The following is a 23,754-nucleotide window of genomic DNA, read 5'->3' as shown; positions in this document are numbered from 1 at the left end:
CCTCCTCACGCTGCCCGGTTCCTCTTCCGACCGGCCCAGCATCGCGAACCCCACTCGTGCGGGGGCAGGCTTAGCCCCTTCCTTGGTCGAAGGTTTAATCGCTCCCGTCCCAGGTGGACGAAGGTTTCCGGGCCGTACGAAATCGGACTGAAGAGGAGGAAGCAACCCGAAGCGCGTTACGATGCCGCGTTATAGATCCCCCCGAGGAGTACCCCATGGCTGTACGTCGTCTGATCCCTCTGGCTGTCGCGTGCGCTCTCGCCGCGGCCACCGCCACCCCTGCGCAGGCTCGCGGGACCGATGAGCCGTACTGCGCGACCCACAAATGCATCGCCCTGACCTTTGACGACGGTCCGGGGCCGTACGTGCAGACGCTGCTGAAGACCCTTTCCGAATACAAGGCGAAGGCGACGTTCTTCGTCATCGGCTCGGAGGTGAAGAAGCACCCGAAGCTCACTCAGCTGATCGCCAAGTCGGGCCACGAGATCGGCAACCACTCGTGGGACGGCACCTACCTGACCTCACTCAAGTACGCCGAGATCAACAAGAAGATCGGCGACACCCAGCGGCTGATCCAGAAGACGACGGGCAAGGCGCCGAAGCTCTTCCGCGCGCCCGGCGGGCTGCGCAACGGCGGCGTGGAGGAGATCACCGCCAAGTTCGGGCTCCTCCAGGTGCCCGGCACGACCGCCACGAAGGACTACATCAAGGACTACCGGCATGTGGACTTTCTCACCAACCGGGCCCTGGACGTGGCCGGGGAGGGCGAGGTCGTGCTGATGCACGAGACCGTGAAGGAGACCGTGGAGTCGATGCCCGAGGTGCTCCAGATGCTGACCGCGGAGGGCTACAGCTTCGTCACGGTGTCCACCCTGCTCGAAGGCCAGGAGCTCACCCCGGGACAGGTATATCCCGACCAGCCGGGGGTGGAGACGACGACCGCCGTCGACTGATCCTGCGGCCCAGCGCCTGGGCCGGCGCCTCCACGAAGCGGTAGGTGAGCCAGCTCAGCGTGAGCAGCACTACGAGGTAGCCGAGCGCGGCGACGGCCCGGCCGGTCGGCGTAAGCGACCGCAGGTCGCCGGCGAGCGCGTTCAGATACTTGAGCAGTGGGTGGTGCACCAGGTAGACCGAGTAACTGATCAGGCCGAGCCAGGTCAGCACGCCGGGGACGCGCCGCCCGCGCAGCACCATGCCGAGCGCGAACGTCCCGCCGGCGAGGACGATCGTGGTGATCCACACGTCGGGCTGCACCCACCACCAGCCCGCCTGGATCGACCACACCGGCGCGGCGGCCACCCGGGCCGCCGCGGCCACGACCGGGCCGAGCCCGCCCGTGCCCCGTTCCCACCGGTACAGGGCCGTTCCTGTGAACATCACCGCGAGGATGGCCGCACCGAACCACGGCACGAAGCTGCCGAACACGAGCAGCACGAGCGCCATCAGGCCCAGCGCGTACGCCGCGACCGTGCGGAACCGGCCGGTGATCAGGCAGGCCAGGCCGGCGAGGAACAGCACGCAGGCGGCGACGGCGGGCCACGGCCCCGGCAGCAGCGGCGCCGACAGCACCAGCCCGGCGGCGACCGCCACGACGCCGAAGGCGATCGCCAGCGTGCCGCTGCGCCGGTGCACCCCGCCCGCGAACAGCGCGGTCACCAGCAGGTAGAACACCATCTCGTAGGAGAGCGTCCACATCGGGTCGGCCAGGGCGCCGGTGTGGACGACGTCGAGCAGCATGCTCATGTGCGCGGCCACGGCCGACAGATCCCGGGGCACCTGCGGGCGCACGGGAACCCAGAACGCCATGACGAGCACGGCGGCGATCACCAGCAGGTAGAGCGGGTACAGCCGGAACACCCGGCTGGTCCAGAACGCTCCGACGTCACCCCTGTTCTCCAGGGAGGCGGGGATGATGTATCCGCTAACCAGGAAGAAGACCAGCACGCCGTACATGCCGAGGCTGAACCAGTAGGGGCGCAGCGACGGCATGAGCCAGGGCAGCGCGTGCTCGGCGACCACCGCCATCGCGCCGATCCCCCGCAGGGCGTCGAGCCACGCGAGCCTGGCGACCTTGGTGCCCGACCGATCGGTGGCTTGGGGAGTGGCAATCACACCGCGCCACTCTATCCGGCACGGCCGGGATCACACCGATTGATCCCGGCTCATTGCCCCGCGTCCGTTCATCCGCGCTCGACGAGCCGGGCTCGACACACCGGGCTCGGCCGGGCGCGACGAGCCGGGATCACTCCCACTCGATGGTGCCCGGCGGCTTGCTCGTCACGTCGAGGACCACCCGGTTGACCTCGCGGACCTCGTTGGTGATCCGGGTCGAGATGCGCGACAGCACGTCGTACGGCACGCGCGCCCAGTCGGCGGTCATGGCGTCCTCGGAGGTCACCGGCCGCAGGACCACGGGGTGGCCGTAGGTGCGGCCGTCGCCCTGCACGCCGACCGAGCGGACGTCGGCGAGCAGCACGACCGGGCACTGCCAGATGTCCCGGTCGAGACCGGCCCGGGTGAGCTCCTCGCGGGCGATGGCGTCGGCCTCGCGCAGCAGGTCGAGACGCTCACGGGTGACCTCGCCGATGATCCGGATGCCGAGGCCGGGCCCGGGGAACGGCTGGCGCCACACCATCGCCGCGGGCAGGCCCAGCTCCTCGCCGGCCCGCCGCACCTCGTCCTTGAACAGCGTGCGCAGCGGCTCGACCAGATCGAACTTGAGGTCGTCGGGCAGGCCGCCCACGTTGTGGTGCGACTTGATGTTCGCGGTGCCGGTGCCGCCGCCGGACTCGACCACGTCGGGGTAGAGCGTGCCCTGCACGAGGAAGTCCACCGGCCCGTCGGCGAGGATCGCGCGCTGCTCGTCCTCGAAGACCCGGATGAACTCCCGGCCGATGATCTTGCGCTTCTCCTCCGGGTCGGTGACGCCAGACAGCGCCTTGAGGAAGCGCTCGGCGGCGTCCACGACGCGCAGCTTGACGCCGGTCACCTCGACGAAGTCACGCTCGACCTGCTCGGCCTCACCCTTGCGCAGCAGCCCGTGGTCGACGAAGACACAGGTCAGCCGGTCGCCGATGGCCCGCTGGACGATCGCGGCGGCGACGGCGGAGTCGACGCCGCCCGACAGCGCGCAGATGGCCCGGCCGTCGCCCACCTGGGCGCGCACGGCCTCCACGGCGTCCTCGACGATGTTGAGCATGGTCCACGAGGGGCGGCAGCCGGCCGCCTCCAGGAAGTGCTTGAGCACCCGCTGCCCGTGCTCGGAGTGGAGCACCTCGGGGTGGAACTGCACGCCGTACAGACCGCGCGAGGGGTCCTCCATCGCGGCGACCGGGGTGGCGTCGGTGGCGGCGGTGACGGCGAACCCCGCGGGGGCGCCGACCACGGAGTCGCCGTGCGACATCCAGACGGTCTGGGCGACGGGCAGGCCGGCGAACAGCAGGCCTTCCTGAAGGACCTTGAGCTCGGTCCCGCCGAACTCGGCGGAGCCGGTCCTGGCGACCTCGCCCCCGAGCGCCAGGGCCATGGCCTGGAAGCCGTAGCAGATGCCGAAGGTCGGCACGCCGGTCTCGAACAGGCCGTCGGGCACCGGCGGGGCGCCCTCGGCGTACACCGAGGAAGGGCCGCCGGACAGGATGATCGCCTTGGGCTTCCTGGCCAGCATCTCCGACACCGGCATCGACGATGGGACGATCTCGGAGTAGACGTGGCACTCACGTACCCGTCGTGCGATCAGCTGCGCGTACTGCGCGCCGAAGTCCACGACGAGGACCGTGTCGAACTCAGACACTGGAAAGGACCCCCAAGAAGGCAGCGAGGCGGTGACGCCAGTCTATCGGCGCGGTGACGCTGCCCGCCCGGGCGTCCACCGCCCGCCCGATACCCCTGCTCGATGCCCCTGCTCGATGCCATACGGGATGCCGTGCGGGATGCCGTGCGGGATGCCGTGCGCGCACCCGGTGGACCGGCTCCGTCAGGCCCTCCGGCGGGCGTGGGTGATCACCGAGATCCCGCTGCACGCCAGGGCGTCCGCATGCTCCCGGAGGGCGGGGCCGGCGGCGTCGCACTCCGGCACCTGCTCGGCCACCTCGAAGCCGTGCTCCTCCAGCAGGTCCGCCGCCTCTCGCGGGCTCAGGAACGTCAGCCAGGGTTCACCGCCCTTCGCCACCAGCGGCATCAGGGCCTCGGCGTACGCCCGGGCCCGCGGGCCGCGCAGCGCCTCGGGCAGCAGGTGGTCCACGACGATCTCACTGCCGGGGGCGAGGCGGCCGAGCCCGGCCAGCGTGCGCGCGACGGCCTCGCGGGTGAGGTAGACGGTCACGCCGAGCCAGCTCACGAACGCCGGCCGGTCGGGGTCGAACCCGTGCGCGACGAGCCGGTCGACGGGACACTCCCCGGCCTCCATGTCCGCAGGGACGTACGTGAGGCGGCGCGGCGCCGGGAGGCCCGCGCGTGCGGTCGCCTCCCGCTTCCAGCGCTGCGTACCCGGGTGGTCCACCTCGAAGACCTCCACCGGCCCGGAGGCCGGCCTCCAGGCGTAGGTGTCCAGCCCCGCGCCGAGGATCACGTACTGGCGGACGCCCCGCCGTACGGCGCCGGCCAGGCGGTCCTCGGTGTAGCGGCCTCGGGTGACCACGGCCGCACGCAGCCCGGCGACGACGGGGTGGTCCGGCATCTCGCGGTGCGGCCGCAGGCAGTCGTCGGCCCACTCGCCCAGCAGGGCGTACGCGAACGGGTCGCGGAAGACGACCGGCTCCCCGTCGACGATCAGGTGCGCGGCGCGCGCCGCCGCCGCGTGGAGCGCGGTCGTGCTGGGCCCCTCGGTCTGCACCCGTCGAGCGTAGACCGCCTCAGCGATCTTGGCGATGGGTCACAGGCCGTGTGCCCGCGCGCCGTGCCGTAGCAGTTCGAAGGCGGTGCCGGCGGCGGCGACGGCCTCGCCGTACACCTCACCGGCCGTCCGGCCGGACGCCAGCGCCGCGTAGTTGTCCCTGGCCAGGATCTGCCGGACGGCGACGTACTGCGCGGCCACCAGCCGCGATGTCAGCCGCGATGTCAGCCGCGATGTCAGGCGCGACGTCAGGCGCGACGTCGGGTGCGGCACGGGATCGGAGTCGGGGCCTGCCGCCTCGCGCAACGCCTGCGCCAGCGCCTCCGTGTCCGCCACGGCGTACTCGGCCACGCGGGAGGCCAGGCTGGGGGTGTCGAACACGAGGCGGTGGTAGGCCATCACCGCCGGGTGGTCGCACAGGCCGGTGGTCGGCTCACGGGCGTCCAGCCCGGCCATGAAGGCGTCGTGCAACGCGTCCAGCGGGGTCCGCCCGGCCGGGCGGGCGCGCACCACGGCCGCCGCCTCTCCCCGGTGGTCGGCGATCCGGTGCAGGACCAGATCCTCCTTGGAGGGGAAATACCGGAACAGTGTGGGCTTGGAGACCTCCGCCGCCGCCGCGATCTCGGCCACGCCCACCCGGTCGAAGCCGTGTTCCAGGAACATCGCGATCGCGGCCTCGGAGATGGCTTGGCGGGTCCGCTCCTTCTTCCGCGTGCGCAGCCCCTCGACCATGCGCACAGGCTAGCAGCAGCGCCGAGAAAAGTTAACCGGGTTGCATGTTTAACCGAGTTGCTGTTCCATGCCCCTACGGAGACCGGGGGAAGGAGACGGCGGATGACCCCGCTGGAGGAGGAGCAGGCGTACGTCGAACGCTGCAGGGAGGGCCTGCGCCGGATGCTGGACGGCGCCCGGCACAACGTGGTCGTCGGGGAGACCGTGGCGGGCGACCGCTACAGCGCCGAACGGCTGGGCCGCCATCTGAAGAGCCTGGCCAAGGAGCTCGGCGAGGACGACGGAGGGCCGCCGTTCTTCGGCCGCCTCGACTTCGGCCCGGCCGTGAGCGAGCACGCCGGACGGAGCTACCACATCGGCCGCCGCCACGTCTCCGCCGACGGCGGCGGCCCGCCCCTGGTGATCGACTGGAGGGCGCCGATCTCGCGGACGTTCTACCAGGCGTCGGCCCGGGATCCGCGGGGCGTGGCCGTACGGCGGCGCTTCGGCTGGGCCGGCGGGGAACTGACCGGGTTCGAGGACGAACACCTCGACCGCGGCCCGGACCACGGCATGGATCGCGGGGTGGACCACGGGGCGGACCTCGACGGCGCGGGGCGCATCCTGACGGCCGAGATCGAACGCCCCAGGGTCGGGCCGATGCGCGACATCGTCGCCACCATCCAGCCGGAGCAGGACGATCTGGTCCGCGCCGGCCTGGAGGAGTCCCTGTGCGTCCAGGGCGGACCGGGCACCGGCAAGACCGCCGTCGGCCTGCACCGCGCCGCCTACCTGCTCTACGCCCACCGCAAGCGGCTGTCGCGCGGCGGCGTGCTCGTGCTCGGCCCCAACCGGGCCTTCCTCGGCTACATCTCCGCGGTGCTGCCGGCCCTGGGCGAGGTCGACGTCGAGCAGACGACGCTGGACGCGCTCCTCGCCCGGGTCCCGGCCAGGGGGATCGACGGCACGGACGCCGCCGTGGTCAAGCACGACGTGCGCATGGCCGAAGTGCTGCGCAGGGCGCTGCACCGGCGCGTCCGCGAGCCCGCGGAGCCGCTCGCCGTGGCCGACGGCTCCTCCCGCTGGCGCGTCTCGCGCAGCGAACTGCGCCACGTGGCCGAGGAGGCCCGGCGCGAGGCGATGCCGTACGCCGTGGGCCGCGAGCGCGTCGTCGCCCGCGTGGCGTCACTCGTGCGGAGCCGTGCGGAGGCTCGCGGCCGGACGATCGACACGGCGTGGACGCGCCGGACGACCCGGGCCGTCGCCTCCTCCGTGGACGCCTTCTGGCCGGCCGTACGCCCCGAGGAGGTGCTGTTCGAGGTGCTCACGGATTGCTCGGAGGCCGCCGAGGGCGTGCTCACGGCGGTCGAGCGGGCGGCGATCACCTGGGCGAGACCACCGCGCACCCACCGGAGCGCCGCCTGGACGGCCGCCGACCTGATCCTGCTCGACGAGCTCGCCGGCCTGATCGAGCGCCCGCGGGGATACGGCCATGTGATCGTCGACGAGGCGCAGGACCTGTCGCCGATGCAGTGCAGGGCCGTCGCCCGGCGCAGCGAGCACGGCTCGCTCACCGTGCTCGGCGACCTGGCCCAGGGCACGACCCCGTGGGCCGCACGCAACTGGGGCGAGCAGATGGCGCACCTGGGCAAGCCGGACACCGCGGTCATGGCGCTCACCACCGGTTTCCGCACGCCCGCCGTCGTCGTCGAGCTCGCCAACCGCCTGCTGTCCGAGCTCGCGGTGGACGTGCCGCCGTCCCGGTCCTTCCGGCGCGACGGCCGGTTGCGCGTGCTCCGCGGGCACGACCCGGCGGTCGTGACGGCGGTGTTCGAGGCGCTCGGCCACGAGGGCTCGATCGGCGTCATCGCCGCCGACGCGTCGGCCGGCCGCCTGCGCGCCACGCTCACCGGCGCCGGGCTGGCCGTCGCCGACGGCCCCGCGCCCGACCCGTCCGTACGGATCTCCGTGGTGCCCGCCACCCTGTGCAAGGGCCTGGAGTACGACCACGTCGTGCTGGCCGAGCCCGCCGAGATCGTCGCGGCCGAGGAGCGCGGGCTGGGCAGGCTCTACGTGGCGCTCACCCGCGCGGTGTCCCGTCTCGACGTGGTGCACCGCCGTCCGCTGCCGTCCCCCCTGACGTCCCCCCTGACGTGATGCCCACGATCGGCAGGCGCAGCGCGGCCGGCGCCGACGCGGGGACCACCGGCCGCACGGGCGCGACCGGCCCGAGCCGCACGTACGCGGAGCCGAGGGCGGGGCGCGGGTCCGGCTCGCCCTTGTTGGGCCACAGCGCCATCGCCCGCTCGGCCTGCGCCGTGATCGTGAGCGAGGGGTTCACGCCGAGGTTGGCCGACACGGCCGAGCCGTCCACGATGTGCAGGCCCTCGTAGCCGTAGACCCGGTGGTAGGGGTCGATCACGCCGGTCTCGGGCGAGTCGCCGATCGCGCAGCCGCCGAGGAAGTGCGCCGTCGCCGGGATGTCGAACAGGTCGAGCCAGGAACCGCCCGGCATTCCGCCGATTTCTTCGGCTGCCAGGCGGACGGCCTCGTGCCCGGCGGGGATCCAGGTGGGGTTCGGCTCGCCGTGGCCCGGGCCCGTCCGCAGTTTCCCGCCCTTCAGCGAGAGCGTGATCGAGTTGTCCTTGGCCTGCATCACCAGGGCGATGACGGCGCGCTCCGACCAGCGGCGGTGGTTGAACAGCCGGGGCAGCAGGTGGGGCCGCCGCAGGGCCGCGCCGAGGAACTTCAGCCAGCGCGGAGCCCGGCCGCCCCCGTCGACCAGCAGCGTGCGCAGCGCGGCCATGGCGTTGGAGCCGTCGCCGTACCGCACGGGCTCGATGTGCGTCTCGGGGTCGGGATGGATCGAGGAGGTGATCGCCACGCCCCGGTTGAGTTTGGCGCCCTTCGCGGTGAGGCGTTCGAAGCCGAGCAAAGCCTCGGAGTTCGTCCTGGTCAGCACGCCGAGCCGGGGCGAGATCCGGGGCAGCGCGGTCGCCCTGAGCCGGTGGAGCAGGTGCTGGGTGCCGTACGTCCCGGCGGCGAAGACCACCTGCCCGGCGGTCAGCGTGCGGGTGGGCCCGAACGGTCCCGTTCGCTTCACCGTGATCTCGTAGCCGCCCTCGACGGGCCGCACACCGGTCACGGTGGTCTCCGGGTGAACCTTCGCCCCGGCCTTCTCGGCCAGGTAGAGGTAGTTCTTGATCAGCATGTTCTTGGCACCGTGGCGGCAGCCGGTCATGCACTCACCGCACTCGGTGCAGCCGCGGCGGCGCGGGCCCGCGCCGCCGAAGTAGGGGTCGTCCACCTCGGCGCCGGGCTCGCCGAAGAACACCCCGACCGGGGCGAGATGGAAGGTGTGGCCGACGCCCATCCGCTCGGCGACCTTCTTCATCACCTCGTCTGCGGCGGTCACCGTCGGGTTCTCCACCACGCCCAGCATCCGCCTGGCCTGATCGTAGTACGGCGCGAGCTCGGCCTTCCAGTCGGTGATGTGGCGCCACTGCGGGTCGTCGAAGAACGGGTCGAGCGGCTCGTAGAGGGTGTTGGCGTAGACCAGCGACCCGCCGCCCACCCCCGCGCCGGCCAGCACCATCACCCCGTTGGAGCCGCGCAGGACGTGGAAGCGTTGGATGCCCTTCAAGCCGAGCGCGGGCGCGAACACGAAGTCCCTGGCCCGCCAGGAGGTCTTCGGCAGGGTCGTCTCGTCGAAGCGCCGGCCGGCCTCCAGGACGCCGACCGAATAGCCCTTCTCGGTCAGCCGCAGGGCGGTCACGCTCCCGCCGAACCCCGACCCGATCACCGCGACGTCGTAGTCCAACGCCCCGCCTTCCATCTTCACTTGAGGTGCAGCCGCTTCATCGTCTTGAGCAGCCCCGCGAGCGTGTCGGCGTACTTGTCGTAGGTCATGCCGAGGATCGGCTCGAAGCCCAGCCACGTGGCCTGGCTGGCCACCGTCTGGACCTCCGTGTACTTCAGCAGGCCCTCGGTGCCGTGGCGGCGGCCGAGCCCGGACGCCTTCATCCCGCCCATCGGCGCGTCGTAGGAGGCGTACGCCGAGCCGTACCCCTCGTTGACGTTGACGGTGCCCGCCTTGATCAGGGCGGCGAGGCGGCGGCCCCGCGCGACGTCCCTGGTCCAGATCGAGGCGTTCAGCCCGTACGCGGTGTCGTTGGCCGCGTGCACCGCCTCGTCCTCGTTCCTGAAGCGGTAGAGCGACACGACCGGCCCGAACGTCTCGTCCCTGCAGACGGCCATGTCCTCGCCAACGCCGTCGAGGACGGTCGGCTCGTAGAAGAACGGGCCGAGGTCGGGGCGCGGCCTGCCGCCCGTCAGCACCGTGGCGCCCTTGGCGACGGCGTCCTCGACATGCGCCGACACCCCGTCGAGCTGCCGCTTGGAGGTGAGCGAGCCCATCTGCACGTCCCAGTCGAGACCGGGGCCGATCCTCATGTTCCGCACCGCCCGGACGAACTTGTCGCGGAAGGCGTCGGCGATCGCCTCGTGCACGTAGAGACGCTCGATGGAGATGCACAGCTGGCCCGCGCTGGTGAAGCAGGCCCGGATCGCGCCCTGGGCGGCCACGTCGAGATCGGCGTCGTCGAGCACGATCATCGGGTTCTTGCCGCCGAGCTCAAGGGAGCAGCCGATGAGCCGCTTGGCCGCCTCCTCGGCGATCTTGCGCCCGCCGCGCGTCGAGCCGGTGAACGCGACATAGCCGGCGCCGTCGATCAGCGGGTCGCCGACGTCCTCCGGATCGCCGAGCACGACCTGCCAGATGTCGCGCGGCATGCCCAGCTCGGCCAGCAGGTCGATCGTCCACAGCGTGGACAGCGGGGTCTGGGTGTCGGGCTTGTGCACGACCGCGTTGCCCGCGATCAGCGCGGGGACCACGTCGGAGACGCCGAGGGCCAGCGGGTAGTTCCACGGGCTGATCACCGCGACCACGCCCTTGGGGTGGCGCAGCTCGGCCGTGCGGGTGGCGATCGGGAAGATGCCCTGCCTGCGCTGCGGCTCCAGCAGCCCGGGCGCCCGCCGCGCGTAGTGGAGCGTGCAGCCCGCCACGTCGACCACTTCCTCGTACGCGTGGCGCCGCGCCTTGCCGGTCTCCCACTGCACGATGTCGAGCAGCTCCTGGCGGCGGTCGAGCAGCGCGTCGTGGAGCCGCAGGAAGGGCGCGATCCGCTCCCGGACCGGCAGCGCCGCCCAGGCCTCCTGCGCCGCCCCCGCCCTGGCGTACGCCGCGCGGACGTCCTCGGGGGTGGAGATCGGGACCTCGGCCAGGACCTCGCCGGTGAACGGCGCGACGATCTCGCGCGTCTTGCCCTCGGAGGAGACGTGCGTGAGGATCCGGTCGACCATGGCCGCGTCGAGCGTCCGATTCATGGCACCCATGCCGGAAGAATATTCCGGAGCCTCGCTCGTGGCTACCGGTAAGTAATGCCTCGGTCGCCGCACCCCCGGCCCGTGCCCGTCCGAACCGCCTGACCTCCGGTCGCGGGACGGGAAAGCGATGGGAGGGTCAGGGGAGCCCGTTGGTGCTGGCGACCAAGGGCGGCCTGGTGGTGGATGATCCGCGGACCTTCGCCGGCCACCGCGACGGACGCCCGGAGCACATCCGCAAGGCCTTCCATGACAGCCTGCGCCGGCTGCGGACGGATCACGTGGATCTCTACCAGCTCCACTGGGTCGATCCCGCCGTGCCGATCGAGGAGACCTGGGGGACGATGGCGGAGTTCGTGGCCGAAGGCAAGGCCAGGGCGCTCGGCCTGTCCGAGGTCTCCGTCGAGCAGATCGAGCGTGCGCACGCCGTCCACCCGGTGGCGAGCGTGCAGACCGAGCTTTCGCTGTGGAGCCGTGAGCCACTCCTCGACGGGGTGCTCGACCACTGCCGCGAGCGGGGGATCACGTTCATCGCCTACTCACCGCTCGGCCGGGGCTTCCTCTCCGGGCGGATCTTCGGTTCCTCCGACCTGCCGCAGGTCGACGGCCGGCACCGCACACCCCGCTTCCAGCCCGAGGCCCTCGCGGCCAACCAGGCCGTCGTCGCCCCGGCCCGTGAGCTCGCGGAACGGTTGGGAGTCACCGTGCACTTGGACCATACCTGGGACGTGCTGCCGCTCAGCGAGCGCTACGGCGTGCCGGTGTACGTCCATCCCGATGACCGGTTCATGGTCGCCGCGCCCGCCCGGGGGCTGCCGGAGAGCTTCCCCCGGGAACTGCTCGCCGGCCACCCCGATGCGGAGCCCTCAGACATGCGCCCCTGCGGAGCGCCCGGCTCTCCGGTCGTCGAGGCGGCGGGCCTGACCATCCAGGCCCATCATGTCGCCGGGCACGCTCCCGGTTCGGTGGCATCTGCCGGCCGCTGGACGACGCCACACGCCTGCTTCCGGGCCACGGAGGACCGAGCGCTCTCGGCGGGGAACGGCGGTTGCACGCCTTCCTCCGGTGACCCCATGCAGGAACCTGCCAGCCCGGATGACGACGGGCTCGCGCGGGCCGTACGAGGCGCACCGACCGGATCGGCGGCGGCCGTCGAACCGGGACGGAGGGTGATCCGTCTTGGGGGCATGAGGACATCGATCCGTACGGCGGGCGTTCTCGCCGCGCTGCTGGCCCTGGGAGCCACGGGCTGCGCGGGTGGCCGTACGACGCAGGACTTCCCGCCGCCTCCCGCGGACGTGACCAGTACCGATCCGGCCGGCACCGATTTGGTCAATAACGTGCGGCTCGTCGCGTACGCCGACTGCGACGAGATGACGGAGGGGCTGCGGCGGGCGGCCGCGCGGAACGTGACCCCCTGGGGCTTCGGGGACTCCATGTTCTACGCGGCCCGCTCCGACGTCGCCGCCACCGCCAAGCAGGCGATGCCCGAGCAGCAGTCGCACTCGACCACGAACACGCACGAGGCGGGCGTGGACGAGCCCGACCTGGTCAAGACCGACGGCGACCGGGTGATCACGGTCACCGGGGGCGTGCTGCGCGTCGTGGACGCGAGGACCCGGAAGGTCACCGGGACGCTGCGGCTCGTCGCCCAGGATCAGGCGGTGGACCAATCGTGGGTCCAGGCCGGCCTGCTGATCCACGGCGACCGCGCGCTCGTGCTGTTCGAGGGGGGCGGGATCATCCCCTTCGGAGCGACGGCCACGGCCCGGGTCGCCCCCGGCGGCCCGAGGTACGTGCTCGTGGACCTGTCCGGCGAGCCGCGCGTCCTCGGCGCGATGACCGTGCACGGGCAGCACGTCGACGCCCGGCAGGCCAGCTCCACCGTGCGGCTCGTCGTCCGGTCCCAGCCGGAGATCGCCTTCCCGCCGCCGAAGGAGAACGCGTCGGAGCGGGAACTGCTCGAAGGCAACCGTGAGGCCGTGCTGTCCGCCCCCGCCGACGCGTGGCTGCCGTCGTACGACGTCGAGTCGGGTGACGCGAGGCGCACCGAGCGGGTCGGCTGCGACCGGGTCAGCCACCCCGGCCGGTTCACCGGCACCTCGATGCTGACCATCCACACGATCGACCTGGCCGCCGCCACGCCGTTCGGCTCCCCTGCGCCGATCGCGGTCGCGGCCGACGGCGACACCGTGTACGGAACGGCGGGCAGCCTCTACGTCACCAGCAATCCCCGCTGGTGGGGGGCTCACCCGATCGACGTGGCGCCCGCGCCCGGCTCGTCGGCCGCCGCGCCCACGGCCACCCCGGGGGTGCCACCCGAGCGCACGGAGGTGCATCGCTTCGACGTCTCCACCTCCGGCGCCCCGCGCTACGTCACGTCGGGATCGGTGCCGGGACGGCTGCTGAACCAGTACTCCCTGTCGGAGTACGACGGTCATCTGCGGGTGGCGACGACCAGCGGCGACGAGGTGCTCGGCGCGAGCCCGGGCACCGGCGAGAGCGGCGTGTACGTGCTCGACGCCGGCACGCTCGCCCGGACGGGCTCGGTCACGGGCCTCGGCAAGGGCGAGCGGATCTACTCGGTGCGGTTCGCGGACGGCCTCGGCTACGTGGTGACGTTCCGCCAGACCGACCCCCTGTACGCGCTGGACCTGCGGGATCCGGCCGCGCCGAAGGTCACCGGCGAGCTGAAGATCACCGGATTCTCCGCCTATCTCCACCCGGCGGGCGAGGGGCGGCTCGTCGGCATCGGCCAGGAGGCGAGCGAGGCGGGCCGCGTGCTCGGCACGCAGATCTCGCTGTTCGACGTCTCCGACCCGGCCGCGCCCGCGGTGCTGTCGCGGTTCCACCGGGAGGGGTCCGGCTCGGAGGCCGAGTGGGACCCGCACGCCTTCCTCTACTGGCCCGCCACCGGGCTGGCCGTGCTCCCGCTCCGGAACCGGGCCGTCGGCGGGATGGCCGGCAGCGCGGCGCTCGCACTGCGCGTCGGCGACCGCGAGATCACCGAGCTGGGCGTCGTGACCCACCCGCGGCCGCCGGCCAGGAGCGGCTTCGCCCCCGCCGACCAGGGCATCCGCCGTTCCCTCGTCATAGGCGCCGACCTGTGGACCGTGTCCGGCAGCGGTCTCAAGGTCAGCGACGCCGCCACGCTGGCCGAGCGCGCGTGGATCCCTTTCATCTGATGGTCCCCGGCGCCTTCGCGAGATCGCGCGGGGGTGCGACGGGCACGATCTCCGGCGCACCGAGGCGGATGGCGTCGGCCTCCTGGTCGGTGTCCTGCTCCTGGGAGGCCCGCTCCGCCTCGATCCGCTTGGTGTAGTACTCGACCTCGCGCTTGACCTGATCGGCGTCCCAGCCGAGCGGGCCGGCCATGAGCTCGGCGGCCTCCTGAGCGACCGCGGTCCCCCGGTGGAAGGTCTCGATCGAGATGCGGGTGCGCCGCGTCAGCGTGTCGTTGAGGTGCCGGGCGCCCTCGTGCGTCGCCGCGTACACGATCTCCGCGCGCAGGTGGTCGTCCGCGCCGTCGAGGGGCCGGCCGAGCGCGGGGTCGCGCTCGATGATCGCCAGCACCTCGTCGATCAGCGAGCCGTACCGCTCCAGCAGGTGCTCGATCCTCGCCACGTGCAGCCCGGAGGAGCGCGCCATGCGGTGGCGGGAGTTCCACAGGGCCTGGTAGCCCTCCGCGCCGGCGAGCGGCACCTGATCGGTGCAGGACGGTGGCACGCGCTGGTCGAGGCCGTGCGCGACCGCGTCCACGGCGTCGGCCGCCATGACCCGATACGTCGTGAACTTCCCGCCGGCCACCATGACCAGCCCCGGCACCGGGTGGGTGACGACGTGCTCGCGCGACAGCTTGGAGGTCTCCTCGGACTCCCCGGCCAGCAACGGCCGCAGGCCGGCGTACACGCCCTCGACGTCGTCCCTGGTCAGCGGCACCGAGAGCAACGCGTTGACCCGGTCGAGCAGGTAGTCGATGTCGGCCCGCGAGGCCGCCGGGTGAGCCTTGTCGAGGTTCCAGCGGGTGTCGGTGGTCCCGATGATCCAGTGCCGGCCCCAGGGGATGACGAACAGCACCGACTTCTCGGTGCGCATGATGAGCCCGCTGAGCGAGTGGATGCGGTCGCGCGGCACCACGAGGTGGATGCCCTTGGACGCCCGCACGTGGATCTGCCCCCGGCCGCCGACGAGGTGCTGGATGTCGTCGGTCCACACGCCGGTCGCGTTGACGACCTGGCGGGCCCGCACGTCCAGCTCGGCGCCGGTCTCCAGGTCGCACACGCGCACCCCGGTGACCCGCTCCCCCTCGCGCAGGAAGCCGACCGCCTGCGCCCGCGAGGCGACGTGCGCGCCGTACGTCGCGGCGGTGCGCAACGTGGTCATCACGAAGCGGGCGTCGTCCACCTGGGCGTCCCAGTACTGCACGGCGCCGGTGAAGGCCGACCTGCGCAACGAGGGGGCGACCCGCAGCGCCTGGCGGCGGGTCAGGTGGCGGTGCCCCGGCACACCCCGGGTGAGGCCGAAGGACAGCCCGAGCGTGTCGTAGAGCGCGAGCCCCGCCCCGACGTACGGCCGCTCCCAGCCCGCGTGCGTGAGCGGGAACAGGAACGGCACCGGTCTCACCAGGTGCGGCGCGATCCGCTTGAGCAGCAGCGACCGCTCCCGCAGGGCCTCCCTGACGAGGTCGAAGTTGAACTGCTCCAGATAACGCAGCCCGCCGTGGATCAGCTTGGACGACCGGGACGACGTGCCGGAGGCGAAGTCGCGCGCCTCGACCAGGCCCACCGAGAGCCCGCGCGTCGCCGCGTCGAGCGCGACACCGGCGCCCACGACGCCGCCGCCGATCACGACCACGTCGAGTTCCTGCGCCTCCATCCGCGCCAGGGCAGCGGTGCGTTCCGCCGGGCCGAGCCTCGCCGTCCCCATCCTCGCCGTCATATGGCTCCTTCTGTACCGCTTTCGCCGCTTCCGAGCAATCTACCCGTGAGTATTTACCCGCCAATCCATCTTTTCCGTCCGCTTTTCCAGGGATCTCCTAATAGTCGGTGAACACTTCGGCGCACCCCTCGCCGTCCCGCGGCGAGGCGCATCACGGTCACCACACACGGCACGCGCCCACTCCGGGACGCTGCGTGATCAAATCAGACGGGCCTGGCAGGTGGTCATCGCCGTGACGTGAGCGGCGGACCGTCCCCACCGGCCCCTGATCTCAGGGACGTCTGCAGGCGACCATCGACGTACGGGCGTGCGGCCCGCCGTACCAGAACCTCCAGCCGAGGTCGTAGACCTCGACATCGGCGGCGCCGCACTCCGTGAGCACCTCGGCGTACCGGCGGGCGTTGCGGAAGTCGGCGATCCGCAGCAGCCCGCCCGGCTTGAGCACGCGGAAGGCCTCGCGCACCGCCTCCGCGCGGCCCTCCTCCTGCGGGATGTTGTGGATCGCGAGGCTGGAGACGACCAGGTCGAACGTGGCGTCGTCGAACGGGAGGTCGCGCATGTCGCCGGTGACCAGGTCGACCCGGTCGCCGACCCCCTCCGCGCGCGCGTTGGCCGAGGTGGCGTCCTGATTGTTGCCCGACTGGTCCCTGGTCGACCACAGGTCGATGCCGGTGGCCCTCCCGGACGACAGCCGCGCCGCGGCCTTGAGCAGCACCAGGCCGCGGCCGCAGCCCAGGTCGAGAACCTGTTCGTTCCCCGTCAACCCGAGCCGGTCGAGTTCGGCGTCCCAGACCTCGAACTTGCCGCGGAGGGTGGTGTGGGCGAACAGCGCCCCGCCCACGACCAGCACGATCCCGCCCACGAGGAGCACGGCGGCCGGGATCGGCCGGCCGATCCCGAAGAACACGGCGGCGAGTGCCAACTCGGCGATCCCGCCCTGGGTCAGTCCGGCCAGTACGCCGGGGGCGTCCACACCGTAGTTCGCACGCGGATTTACCATCGTTAGTTCTTACCTGTGACTTACCTGTCATGTACAGGGTTTCTCGGGTGAATGATCCGGGTTTCCCGATCAATGCCCCCTGACGTGCGCAGACGTGCCCCGACATGCCGTCTCCCGGGGTGCCTGACGTGCCCCTTCCGGCCCTTCATGGCGTTATAGAGCTTCAACCGCTATTCACGCCCATTGTGGACTTATCGCTCTAATGGGCACTTTCTGGAGTGGTGACCGTCCTGTCGGCGTGCCCCCGCGTACGGCGGGAGCCGCCGGACCCCGAGCGGCGGGCACGCGCGGCACGCGGGAGGATGGCGGCATGAGCGTGACTCTCTCCGATGCCCGTGTCGTCACTCCCGACGGCGTCCACGACGGCTGGCTCACCATCGAGGACGGCAGGATCACCCACATCGGGCGCGGGCAGGCCCCGCGCGACGGGCTCGGCCTGGGCGGGCGCACCGTCGTCCCCGGCTTCGTCGACATCCACACCCACGGCGGCGCCGGCGGAAGCTTCCCCGACGGCGACCCGGAGACCGCCGCCACGGCCGCGGCCCTTCATCTGAGCCGGGGCTCGACCACCCTGATGGCCAGCCTGGTCACCGCCGCGCCCGACACGCTCACGCGGGCCGCCTCGGCGCTCGCCGACCTGTGCGAGCAGGGCCTGCTCGCCGGCATCCACTTCGAAGGGCCCTACATCGCCAGGTCGCGCTGCGGCGCGCACGAGCCCACGCTGCTGCGCGAGCCCGACGTGGCGGAGTTCCGGGCGCTGGTGAAGGCCGGGCGGGGCCACGTCCGGATGCTGACGATCGCGCCCGAGCTGCCGAACGCGCTCGACGTGATCAGGGACGCCGCCACCGAGGGCGTCGCCGCCGCGCTCGGCCACAGCGACGCGACCTACGAGCAGACGATCGAGGGGATCGACGCCGGGGCGACGGTGGCCACCCACCTCTACAACGCGATGCCGCCGCTCGGCCACCGCGCGCCCGGACCGATCGCCGCCCTGCTCCAGGACGAGCGGGTGACCGTGGAGCTGATCAACGACGGCGTCCACGTCCACCCCGCGATGCTGCGCCTGGCCATGCACGCCGCGGGCGCGGGCCGTACGGCCCTGGTCACCGACGCGATGGCGGCGACGGGCATGGGCGACGGGCGCTACCCGCTCGGCCCGATGACCGTCGACGTCGTGGACGGGGTGGCCCGGCTCGCCTCCGACGCGCCCGGAGGCGGCCCGATCGCCGGCAGCACGCTCACGATGGACGTGGCCTTCCGCCGCACCGTGCGGGAGGCCGGGCGCTCACCGGTGGACGCCGCGCTGATGGCCTCGCTCACCCCCGCCCGCGTCCTCGGGCTGGACGGCGAGATCGGCTCGATCACGGTCGGCAAGTACGCCGATCTCGTGGTGCTCGACGACGACCTGCGCGTCGGCGGCGTGATGAAGCGCGGCGCCTGGGTCCGCCACCCCTGACCGTTCCCCGCCAAGCCGAAGTTGGGCCCGGCGGGCCCCCTGGCCGATCAGCCGGTACGGCGGGAGCGGGTCAGCGCCAGCCCGCCGACGACCACGCCGGCCAGCCCCAGCATCATGGCCGCCAAGGCCCACAGACGTCCGGCGGTCAGGGCATAGGCGCCGACGCCGGCCGGATGAACCAGGAGATGCGCCGCCGACGGCGTGGCATGCCCGGCATATCCGAGCAGGGCGGCCGGGGCGGTCGGGGCGGCGGCAAGCAGGTGACTGACGGACATGAGGGGCTCCTTCTCCTCGAACGACTGGACGTCGCCCGAGCATGTCCGCCGGACCCGCCGCCGGTCGTCCGCCGTGAGCGGGCGATCGGCGCTGCCGCCGGTGCCGCGTCCGGCTGCCGCGGACGCGGCAGGAGCCGTGGAAGTACCGCGGGCGCGGTAGGCCGCCGATCATCCGCGCGGAGGAGCCGCCCATGCGCGCATCCGGCTAGGGTGCGCGCATGAGGACAGTCCGGTCCGGTGCCGGAGACCGGGCGATTGCCGTCTGCGTGGCGGCGGCGCTGCTGGTCACCGGGCTGTCCAAGCAGCACCCCGCGACGAACCTCGATCCGGTCGGCTACACGCTGCTGGTGGCCGGCGGCCTGGCACTGGCCGCGGGCCGCAGGGCGCCGGTCCCCGTCCTGGCCGTCACCGGGCTGTGCGCGGTGGCTTACCAGGCGGCCGGCTTCGATGTGCCCGCCGTCGCGTACCTGTTCGCGGTGTACGCCGCGATGCGGGCCGGACACCGCGTCATCACGGTGGCGGCGAGTGTGACGATGCTGGCCGCTCTCCCCCTCGCGGCCATGGCCGCGGGCCTGCACGACACGGGCGCGGCGCTCGCCCAGGCCCGCGGCGCCCTGGAGCTGGCCTGGCTGATCGCGGCCGGCGCGGCGGGTGAGGCGCTGCGGCAGGCGGAGCGCCGGGCGGACGAGGCCGAGCGCACCCGTGAGGAGACCGCGCGCCGCCGCGCGGACGAGGAGCGGCTGCACATCGCGCGGGAACTGCACGATTCACTGACCCACCAGATCTCAGTGATCAAGGTGCAGGCCGAGGTCGCCGTCCACGTGGCCCGCAGGCGGGGCGAACAGGTGCCGGAGGCCCTGCTGGCGATCCGGGAGGCCGGCCGTGAGGCGGCCCGCGAACTGCGGGCGACTCTGGAGGTGCTGCGCGACGACGGCGAGAACCCGATGCGTGGGCTCGACCACGTCCCGGACCTGGTGCGAAGGGCCCGGACGACCGGCCTGGACGCGACGCTGACGGTCGAGGGACACCGGGACGACGTGCCGGCCGCGGTGGACCGGACCGCGTACCGGATCGTCCAGGAGTCGCTGACCAACATCGCCCGGCATGCCTGCGCCACCACTGCGGCCGTCTGGATCGACCACCGTCCCGACGCCCTGGTCATACGGGTGGACGACGACGGAAAGGCCACTCCAGGCGCCGCGCCCGTGCCCGGTGTCGGACTGCTCGGGATGCGCGAACGGGTGACCGCCCTCGGCGGTCGCCTGCGCGCGGAGCCACGCGGCGAGGGCGGCTTCACCGTCCACGCCGAACTCCCGGTGGAGCGGACGCCGTGATCCGGGTCGTGCTGGTCGACGACCAGCCGCTCCTGCGCAGCGGGTTCCGCGCGCTTCTCGACCTCGAAGACGACATCGAGGTGGTCGCCGAGGCCGGCGACGGGGTGGAGGGCCTGGCGCTGGTCAGAGAGCACCTGCCCGACATCGCTCTCATCGACATCCAGATGCCGGTCGTCGACGGCATCGAGGCGACCCGGCGTATCGCCGCGGACCCGGCCCTGGCCGGGGTGCACGTCGTCATCCTCACCAATTACGGGCTGGACGAGTACGTCTTCGACGCGCTGCGCGCCGGCGCCGCCGGCTTCCTCGTCAAGGACATCGTGCCGGAAGACTTCCTGCACGCCGTACGCGTCGCCGCGCGCGGCGACGCCCTGCTCGCACCGTCGGTCACCCGCAGGCTGATCGACCGGTTCGTCACGCAGCCGCTCCACACGGGCGCCGAGGTGGAGCTGGAAGAACTGACCAACCGCGAACGCGAGGCCGTCGCACTGGTCGCCCAGGGGCTGTCCAACGACCAAGTCGCCGGCCGCATGATGATCAGCCCGATGACCGCCAAAACCCATGTCAACCGGGCCATGGCCAAGCTGCACGCCCGTGACCGCGCGCAGCTGGTGGTCTTCGCCTACGAGTCCGGCCTGGTGACCCCGCGCGGCCGCTGACGCGGGGCCGGATGCGTGAAGGGGGGCCGGGCCCGGCGGGCCCGGCCTGCTCGACAGCGGCTCAGGGCTGCGGCGGGGCGACGACCACCTCGACGCGCTGGAACTCCTTGAGGTCGGAGTAACCGGCGGTGGCCATCGTGCGGCGCAGCGCGCCGAGCAGGTTCATCGAGCCGTCGGCCAGCGACGACGGGCCGTGCAGGATCTCCCGCAGTGTGCCGATCGTGCCGAACTCGACCCGCTTGCCGCGCGGCAGCTCGGGGTGGTGGGCCTCCGATCCCCAGTGGAACCCGCGGCCGGGGGCCTCGCTGGCCCGCGCGAGCGGCGAGCCCACCATGATGGCGTCGGCGCCGCAGGCGATCGCCTTGGCGATGTCGCCGGAGCCGCCCATGCTGCCGTCGGCGATGACGTGGACGTACCGGCCGCCCGACTCGTCCATGTAGTCGCGGCGGGCCGCGGCCACGTCGGAGATCGCGGTGGCCATCGGCACGACCACGCCCAGCACGGTACGGGTGGTGTGCGAGGCGCCGCCGCCGAAGCCGACCAGCACGCCGGCCGCGCCGGTCCGCATGAGGTGCAGCGCCGCGGTGTACGTCGCGCAGCCGCCCACGATCACCGGGACGTCGAGCTCGTAGATGAACTGCTTGAGGTTGAGCGGCTCGGCCCGCCCGGAGACGTGCTCGGCGGAGACCGTCGTGCCGCGGATCACGAAGATGTCCACGCCCGCGTCGATCACGGCCTTGTGGTGCTGCACGGTGCGCTGCGGCGACAGCCGTACGGCGGTCGTGACACCGGCCGCGCGGATCTCCTCGATGCGCCGGCCGATCAGCTCGTCCTTGATCGGCGCGGTGTAGATCTCCTGCAGCCGCGCGGTCGCGGCGGCCCGGTCGAGGGTGGCGACCTCCTCCAGGAGCGGCGCCGGGTCCTCGTAGCGGGTCCACAGCCCTTCGAGGTCGAGCACGCCGAGGCCGCCCAGGCGCCCGATCTCGATGGCCGTCTGCGGCGACACGACGCTGTCCATCGGGCTCGCCACGAGCGGAGAGTCGAACCGGTAGGCGTCGATCTGCCAGGAGATCGACACCTCCTCCGGGTCGCGGGTGCGCCGGGAGGGCACGATGCCGATCTCGTCCAGCGCGTAGGCACGCCGCCCGCTCTTGCCGCGCCCGATCTCCACCTGTGTCATATCGCCCGTTCTTTCCGTCTCTTGCGGTACAAATTATCGCCCGTGGTAGTTCGGAGCCTCGACCGTCATCTGGATGTCATGCGGGTGGCTCTCCTTGAGCCCGGCCGTGGTGATCGGCATGAGCTGCGCCTTCTCGTGCAGCTCCTCGATCGTCCGGGAGCCGGTGTACCACATGCCCTGCCGCAGGCCGCCGACCAGCTGGTGGGCCACCGCCGCCGCCGGGCCACGGTAGGGCACCTGGCCCTCGATGCCCTCGGGGATGTACTTGTCCTCCCCGGACACCTCGGCCTGCGCGTACCTGTCCTTGCTGAACGACGTGCCGCCGCGCTCACGGTTGCGGACCGCGCCCAGCGACCCCATGCCCCGGTAGGACTTGAACTGCTTGCCGTTGATGAAGATCAGCTCGCCGGGCGACTCCTCGCAGCCGGCCAGCAGCGAGCCGAGCATGACCGTGTCGGCCCCGGCGGCCAGCGCCTTGGCGATGTCGCCCGAGTACTGCAGGCCGCCGTCGCCGATGACCGGGACGCCGGCCGGGCCGCACGCCAGCGCGGCCTCGTAGATGGCGGTGAGCTGCGGGGCGCCCACGCCCGCGACGACCCGGGTGGTGCAGATCGAGCCGGGCCCGACACCCACCTTGACCGCGTCGGCGCCCGCGTCGACCAGCGCCTGCGCACCCGCGCGGGTGGCGACGTTGCCGCCGATGACGTCCACCCGTCCGTTGGCCTTGATCTTGGCGATCATGTCGCACACGCCGCGCGAGTGCCCGTGGGCGGTGTCGACGATGATGACGTCCACGCCCGCCTCGATCAGCGTCATGGCGCGCTCCTCGGCGTCGCCCGCGACGCCCACCGCCGCGCCGACCATCAGGCGGCCGTCGGCGTCCTTGGTCGCGCTCGGGTACTGCTCGCTCTTGGTGAAGTCCTTGACCGTGATGAGGCCCTGCAGGCGGCCGGCCTCGTCCACGAGCGGAAGCTTTTCGACCTTGTTCTGCCGCAGCAGCCGGAACGCCTCGTCGCGCTCGACCCCCACCGGCGCCGTCACCAGCGGCATCGGGGTCATGACGTCGCGCACCTGCCTGCTCTGGTCGCTCTCGAACCGCATGTCGCGGTTGGTGACGATGCCCACGAGCACGCCGTCCCGGTCGGTGACCGGGACGCCGGAGATCCGGTACGTCGCGCACAGCCGCTCGACGTCGGCCAGGGTGTCCTCCGGAGAGCAGGTGACGGGGTTGGTCACCATCCCCGCCTCCGACCGCTTCACCAGGTCGACCTGCTGCGCCTGCTCCTCGATCGAGAGGTTGCGGTGCAGGATGCCGATGCCGCCCTGCCGGGCCATGGCGACCGCCATGCGCGCCTCGGTGACCGTGTCCATCGCGGCCGACACCAGCGGGATACGCAGCGTGATGGTGCGGGACAGCCGGGTCGTCGTGTCGGCGTCCCCCGGCTGCAGGTCCGAATAGGCGGGAACCAGGAGCACGTCGTCGAACGTGAGTCCCGGTTCGGTGAACTTGGCCATCTGCTGCACCCCTCCTGCGCTGTGGGTCCCCGTGCGCGGGTCTTCGCGCGCGGGTCCTCGCCAGACCCGAGGTCAGTCTAGTGGCCGCCCCAAACCGCATCCGGCCGACCTGTCAAGAGGGAGGGCATAAAAAGTGGGGGGACCGGCTTCCGGTCCCCCCACTTCCCCGCGTCGCGCCCGCCACGCCCGTCGAGCCCCCCTCCGCGCCCGGCAGACGGGGCGTTCCCGGCTAACGCTGGGTCAAGAATGCGTCACGTAGTGTCCATGCGCAATGGCGTAACGTGCAACTGCACAAAGATGCATTTCCTGTCTCTCGAAACTACGCCCGAAACAAATGCCGAACGATCACATCCATACAAAAGCCGCCATGCTCACCCCGGCCAAATGTGTGAACGCGACGGACAGCGCGGAAAATCCGAGCTATTCTCGCGATCCGAAGCGAGGCGGGGATGGGCGGAAGCCGGCACGCGGGA

General features: G+C 72.2%; 17 protein-coding genes. 6 read left to right on the top strand and 11 right to left on the bottom strand.

Annotated elements, in window-relative coordinates; translation table 11 throughout:
• Nucleotides 1–215 precede the first annotated feature (215 nt).
• Nucleotides 216–953 carry a polysaccharide deacetylase family protein gene (locus ACGFIB_RS15080; protein ID WP_142569133.1) on the top strand — a complete coding sequence of 246 codons (738 nt, stop codon included), beginning with the start codon at nt 216–218 and terminating at the stop codon, nt 951–953.
• Here the strand turns inward: ACGFIB_RS15080 and ACGFIB_RS15075 are convergent.
• The 4 genes from ACGFIB_RS15075 to ACGFIB_RS15060 form a co-directional block, all read right to left on the bottom strand.
• A complete protein-coding gene (locus ACGFIB_RS15075; protein ID WP_393371988.1) occupies nt 892–2,112 on the bottom strand; it encodes an acyltransferase family protein in 1,221 nt (406 codons plus the stop codon). The two genes, ACGFIB_RS15080 and ACGFIB_RS15075, sit on opposite strands and share 62 nt — an antisense overlap.
• A gap of 130 nt (nt 2,113–2,242) precedes the next feature.
• A complete protein-coding gene (guaA, locus tag ACGFIB_RS15070; protein ID WP_223867429.1) occupies nt 2,243–3,814 on the bottom strand; it encodes a glutamine-hydrolyzing GMP synthase in 1,572 nt (523 codons plus the stop codon).
• 159 nt (nt 3,815–3,973) lie between these two features.
• Nucleotides 3,974–4,831, bottom strand: coding sequence for a class I SAM-dependent methyltransferase (locus ACGFIB_RS15065; protein ID WP_393371985.1), 858 nt, complete (start codon nt 4,829–4,831; stop codon nt 3,974–3,976).
• A 39-nt stretch (nt 4,832–4,870) separates the two neighbouring features.
• Complete coding sequence (locus tag ACGFIB_RS15060) at nt 4,871–5,563, bottom strand: TetR/AcrR family transcriptional regulator (protein ID WP_393371982.1); 693 nt, start codon at nt 5,561–5,563, stop codon at nt 4,871–4,873.
• Nucleotides 5,564–5,665: 102 nt separating this feature from the next.
• Between ACGFIB_RS15060 and ACGFIB_RS15055 the strand changes: the two genes are divergently transcribed.
• Entirely contained in the window at nt 5,666–7,699 is a 2,034-nt protein-coding gene (locus ACGFIB_RS15055) for a HelD family protein (protein WP_393371979.1), read from the top strand.
• Here ACGFIB_RS15055 and ACGFIB_RS15050 read toward each other — a convergent pair.
• A complete protein-coding gene (locus ACGFIB_RS15050; RefSeq protein ID WP_393372790.1) occupies nt 7,623–9,377 on the bottom strand; it encodes a GMC oxidoreductase in 1,755 nt (584 codons plus the stop codon). The genes ACGFIB_RS15055 and ACGFIB_RS15050 overlap by 77 nt on opposite strands.
• A gap of 2 nt (nt 9,378–9,379) precedes the next feature.
• Complete coding sequence (locus tag ACGFIB_RS15045; protein WP_393371976.1) at nt 9,380–10,936, bottom strand: succinic semialdehyde dehydrogenase; 1,557 nt, start codon at nt 10,934–10,936, stop codon at nt 9,380–9,382.
• Between the two features lie 11 nt (nt 10,937–10,947).
• Here ACGFIB_RS15045 and ACGFIB_RS15040 point away from each other — a divergent pair, with 11 nt between their 5' ends.
• On the top strand, nt 10,948–14,109 hold the full coding sequence (locus ACGFIB_RS15040) for an aldo/keto reductase (RefSeq protein WP_393372787.1): 3,162 nt from the start codon (nt 10,948–10,950) through the stop codon (nt 14,107–14,109).
• Here ACGFIB_RS15040 and ACGFIB_RS15035 read toward each other — a convergent pair.
• Both ACGFIB_RS15035 and ACGFIB_RS15030 read right to left on the bottom strand, forming a co-directional pair.
• On the bottom strand, nt 14,102–15,862 hold the full coding sequence (locus ACGFIB_RS15035; protein ID WP_357238870.1) for a glycerol-3-phosphate dehydrogenase/oxidase: 1,761 nt from the start codon (nt 15,860–15,862) through the stop codon (nt 14,102–14,104). The genes ACGFIB_RS15040 and ACGFIB_RS15035 overlap by 8 nt on opposite strands.
• A gap of 271 nt (nt 15,863–16,133) precedes the next feature.
• Nucleotides 16,134–16,862 carry a class I SAM-dependent methyltransferase gene (locus tag ACGFIB_RS15030; protein ID WP_393371972.1) on the bottom strand — a complete coding sequence of 243 codons (729 nt, stop codon included), beginning with the start codon at nt 16,860–16,862 and terminating at the stop codon, nt 16,134–16,136.
• Between the two features lie 310 nt (nt 16,863–17,172).
• Between ACGFIB_RS15030 and nagA the strand changes: the two genes are divergently transcribed.
• Nucleotides 17,173–18,318: an N-acetylglucosamine-6-phosphate deacetylase gene (gene nagA, locus ACGFIB_RS15025; RefSeq protein WP_393371970.1), complete on the top strand. Its 1,146-nt coding sequence runs from the start codon at nt 17,173–17,175 to the stop codon at nt 18,316–18,318.
• A gap of 47 nt (nt 18,319–18,365) precedes the next feature.
• On the opposite strand, the gene ACGFIB_RS15020 is transcribed toward nagA, so the two are convergent.
• Nucleotides 18,366–18,593 (bottom strand): DUF6223 family protein, encoded by a 228-nt coding sequence (locus tag ACGFIB_RS15020; protein ID WP_393371967.1) that lies wholly within the window; start codon nt 18,591–18,593, stop codon nt 18,366–18,368.
• A gap of 218 nt (nt 18,594–18,811) precedes the next feature.
• Here ACGFIB_RS15020 and ACGFIB_RS15015 point away from each other — a divergent pair, with 218 nt between their 5' ends.
• Together ACGFIB_RS15015 and ACGFIB_RS15010 are read left to right on the top strand one after the other, a co-directional pair.
• Nucleotides 18,812–19,927: a sensor histidine kinase gene (locus ACGFIB_RS15015; RefSeq protein ID WP_393371965.1), complete on the top strand. Its 1,116-nt coding sequence runs from the start codon at nt 18,812–18,814 to the stop codon at nt 19,925–19,927.
• Nucleotides 19,924–20,586: a response regulator gene (locus tag ACGFIB_RS15010; RefSeq protein WP_142569106.1), complete on the top strand. Its 663-nt coding sequence runs from the start codon at nt 19,924–19,926 to the stop codon at nt 20,584–20,586. Before ACGFIB_RS15015 ends, ACGFIB_RS15010 begins: the two co-directional genes overlap by 4 nt.
• A 61-nt stretch (nt 20,587–20,647) precedes the next feature.
• On the opposite strand, the gene ACGFIB_RS15005 is transcribed toward ACGFIB_RS15010, so the two are convergent.
• Entirely contained in the window at nt 20,648–21,766 is a 1,119-nt protein-coding gene (locus ACGFIB_RS15005) for a GuaB3 family IMP dehydrogenase-related protein (RefSeq protein WP_357259065.1), read from the bottom strand.
• 33 nt (nt 21,767–21,799) lie between these two features.
• On the bottom strand, nt 21,800–23,281 hold the full coding sequence (guaB, locus tag ACGFIB_RS15000; protein WP_393371960.1) for an IMP dehydrogenase: 1,482 nt from the start codon (nt 23,279–23,281) through the stop codon (nt 21,800–21,802).
• Nucleotides 23,282–23,754: the final 473 nt, after the last annotated feature.

Origin of the sequence: Microbispora bryophytorum (assembly GCF_043197435.1) — a bacterium.
Lineage (GTDB): Bacteria > Actinomycetota > Actinomycetes > Streptosporangiales > Streptosporangiaceae > Microbispora > Microbispora bryophytorum.
The sequence above is the reverse complement of the archived record's forward strand: the minus strand, read 5'-3'. Positions and strand labels throughout refer to the sequence as shown.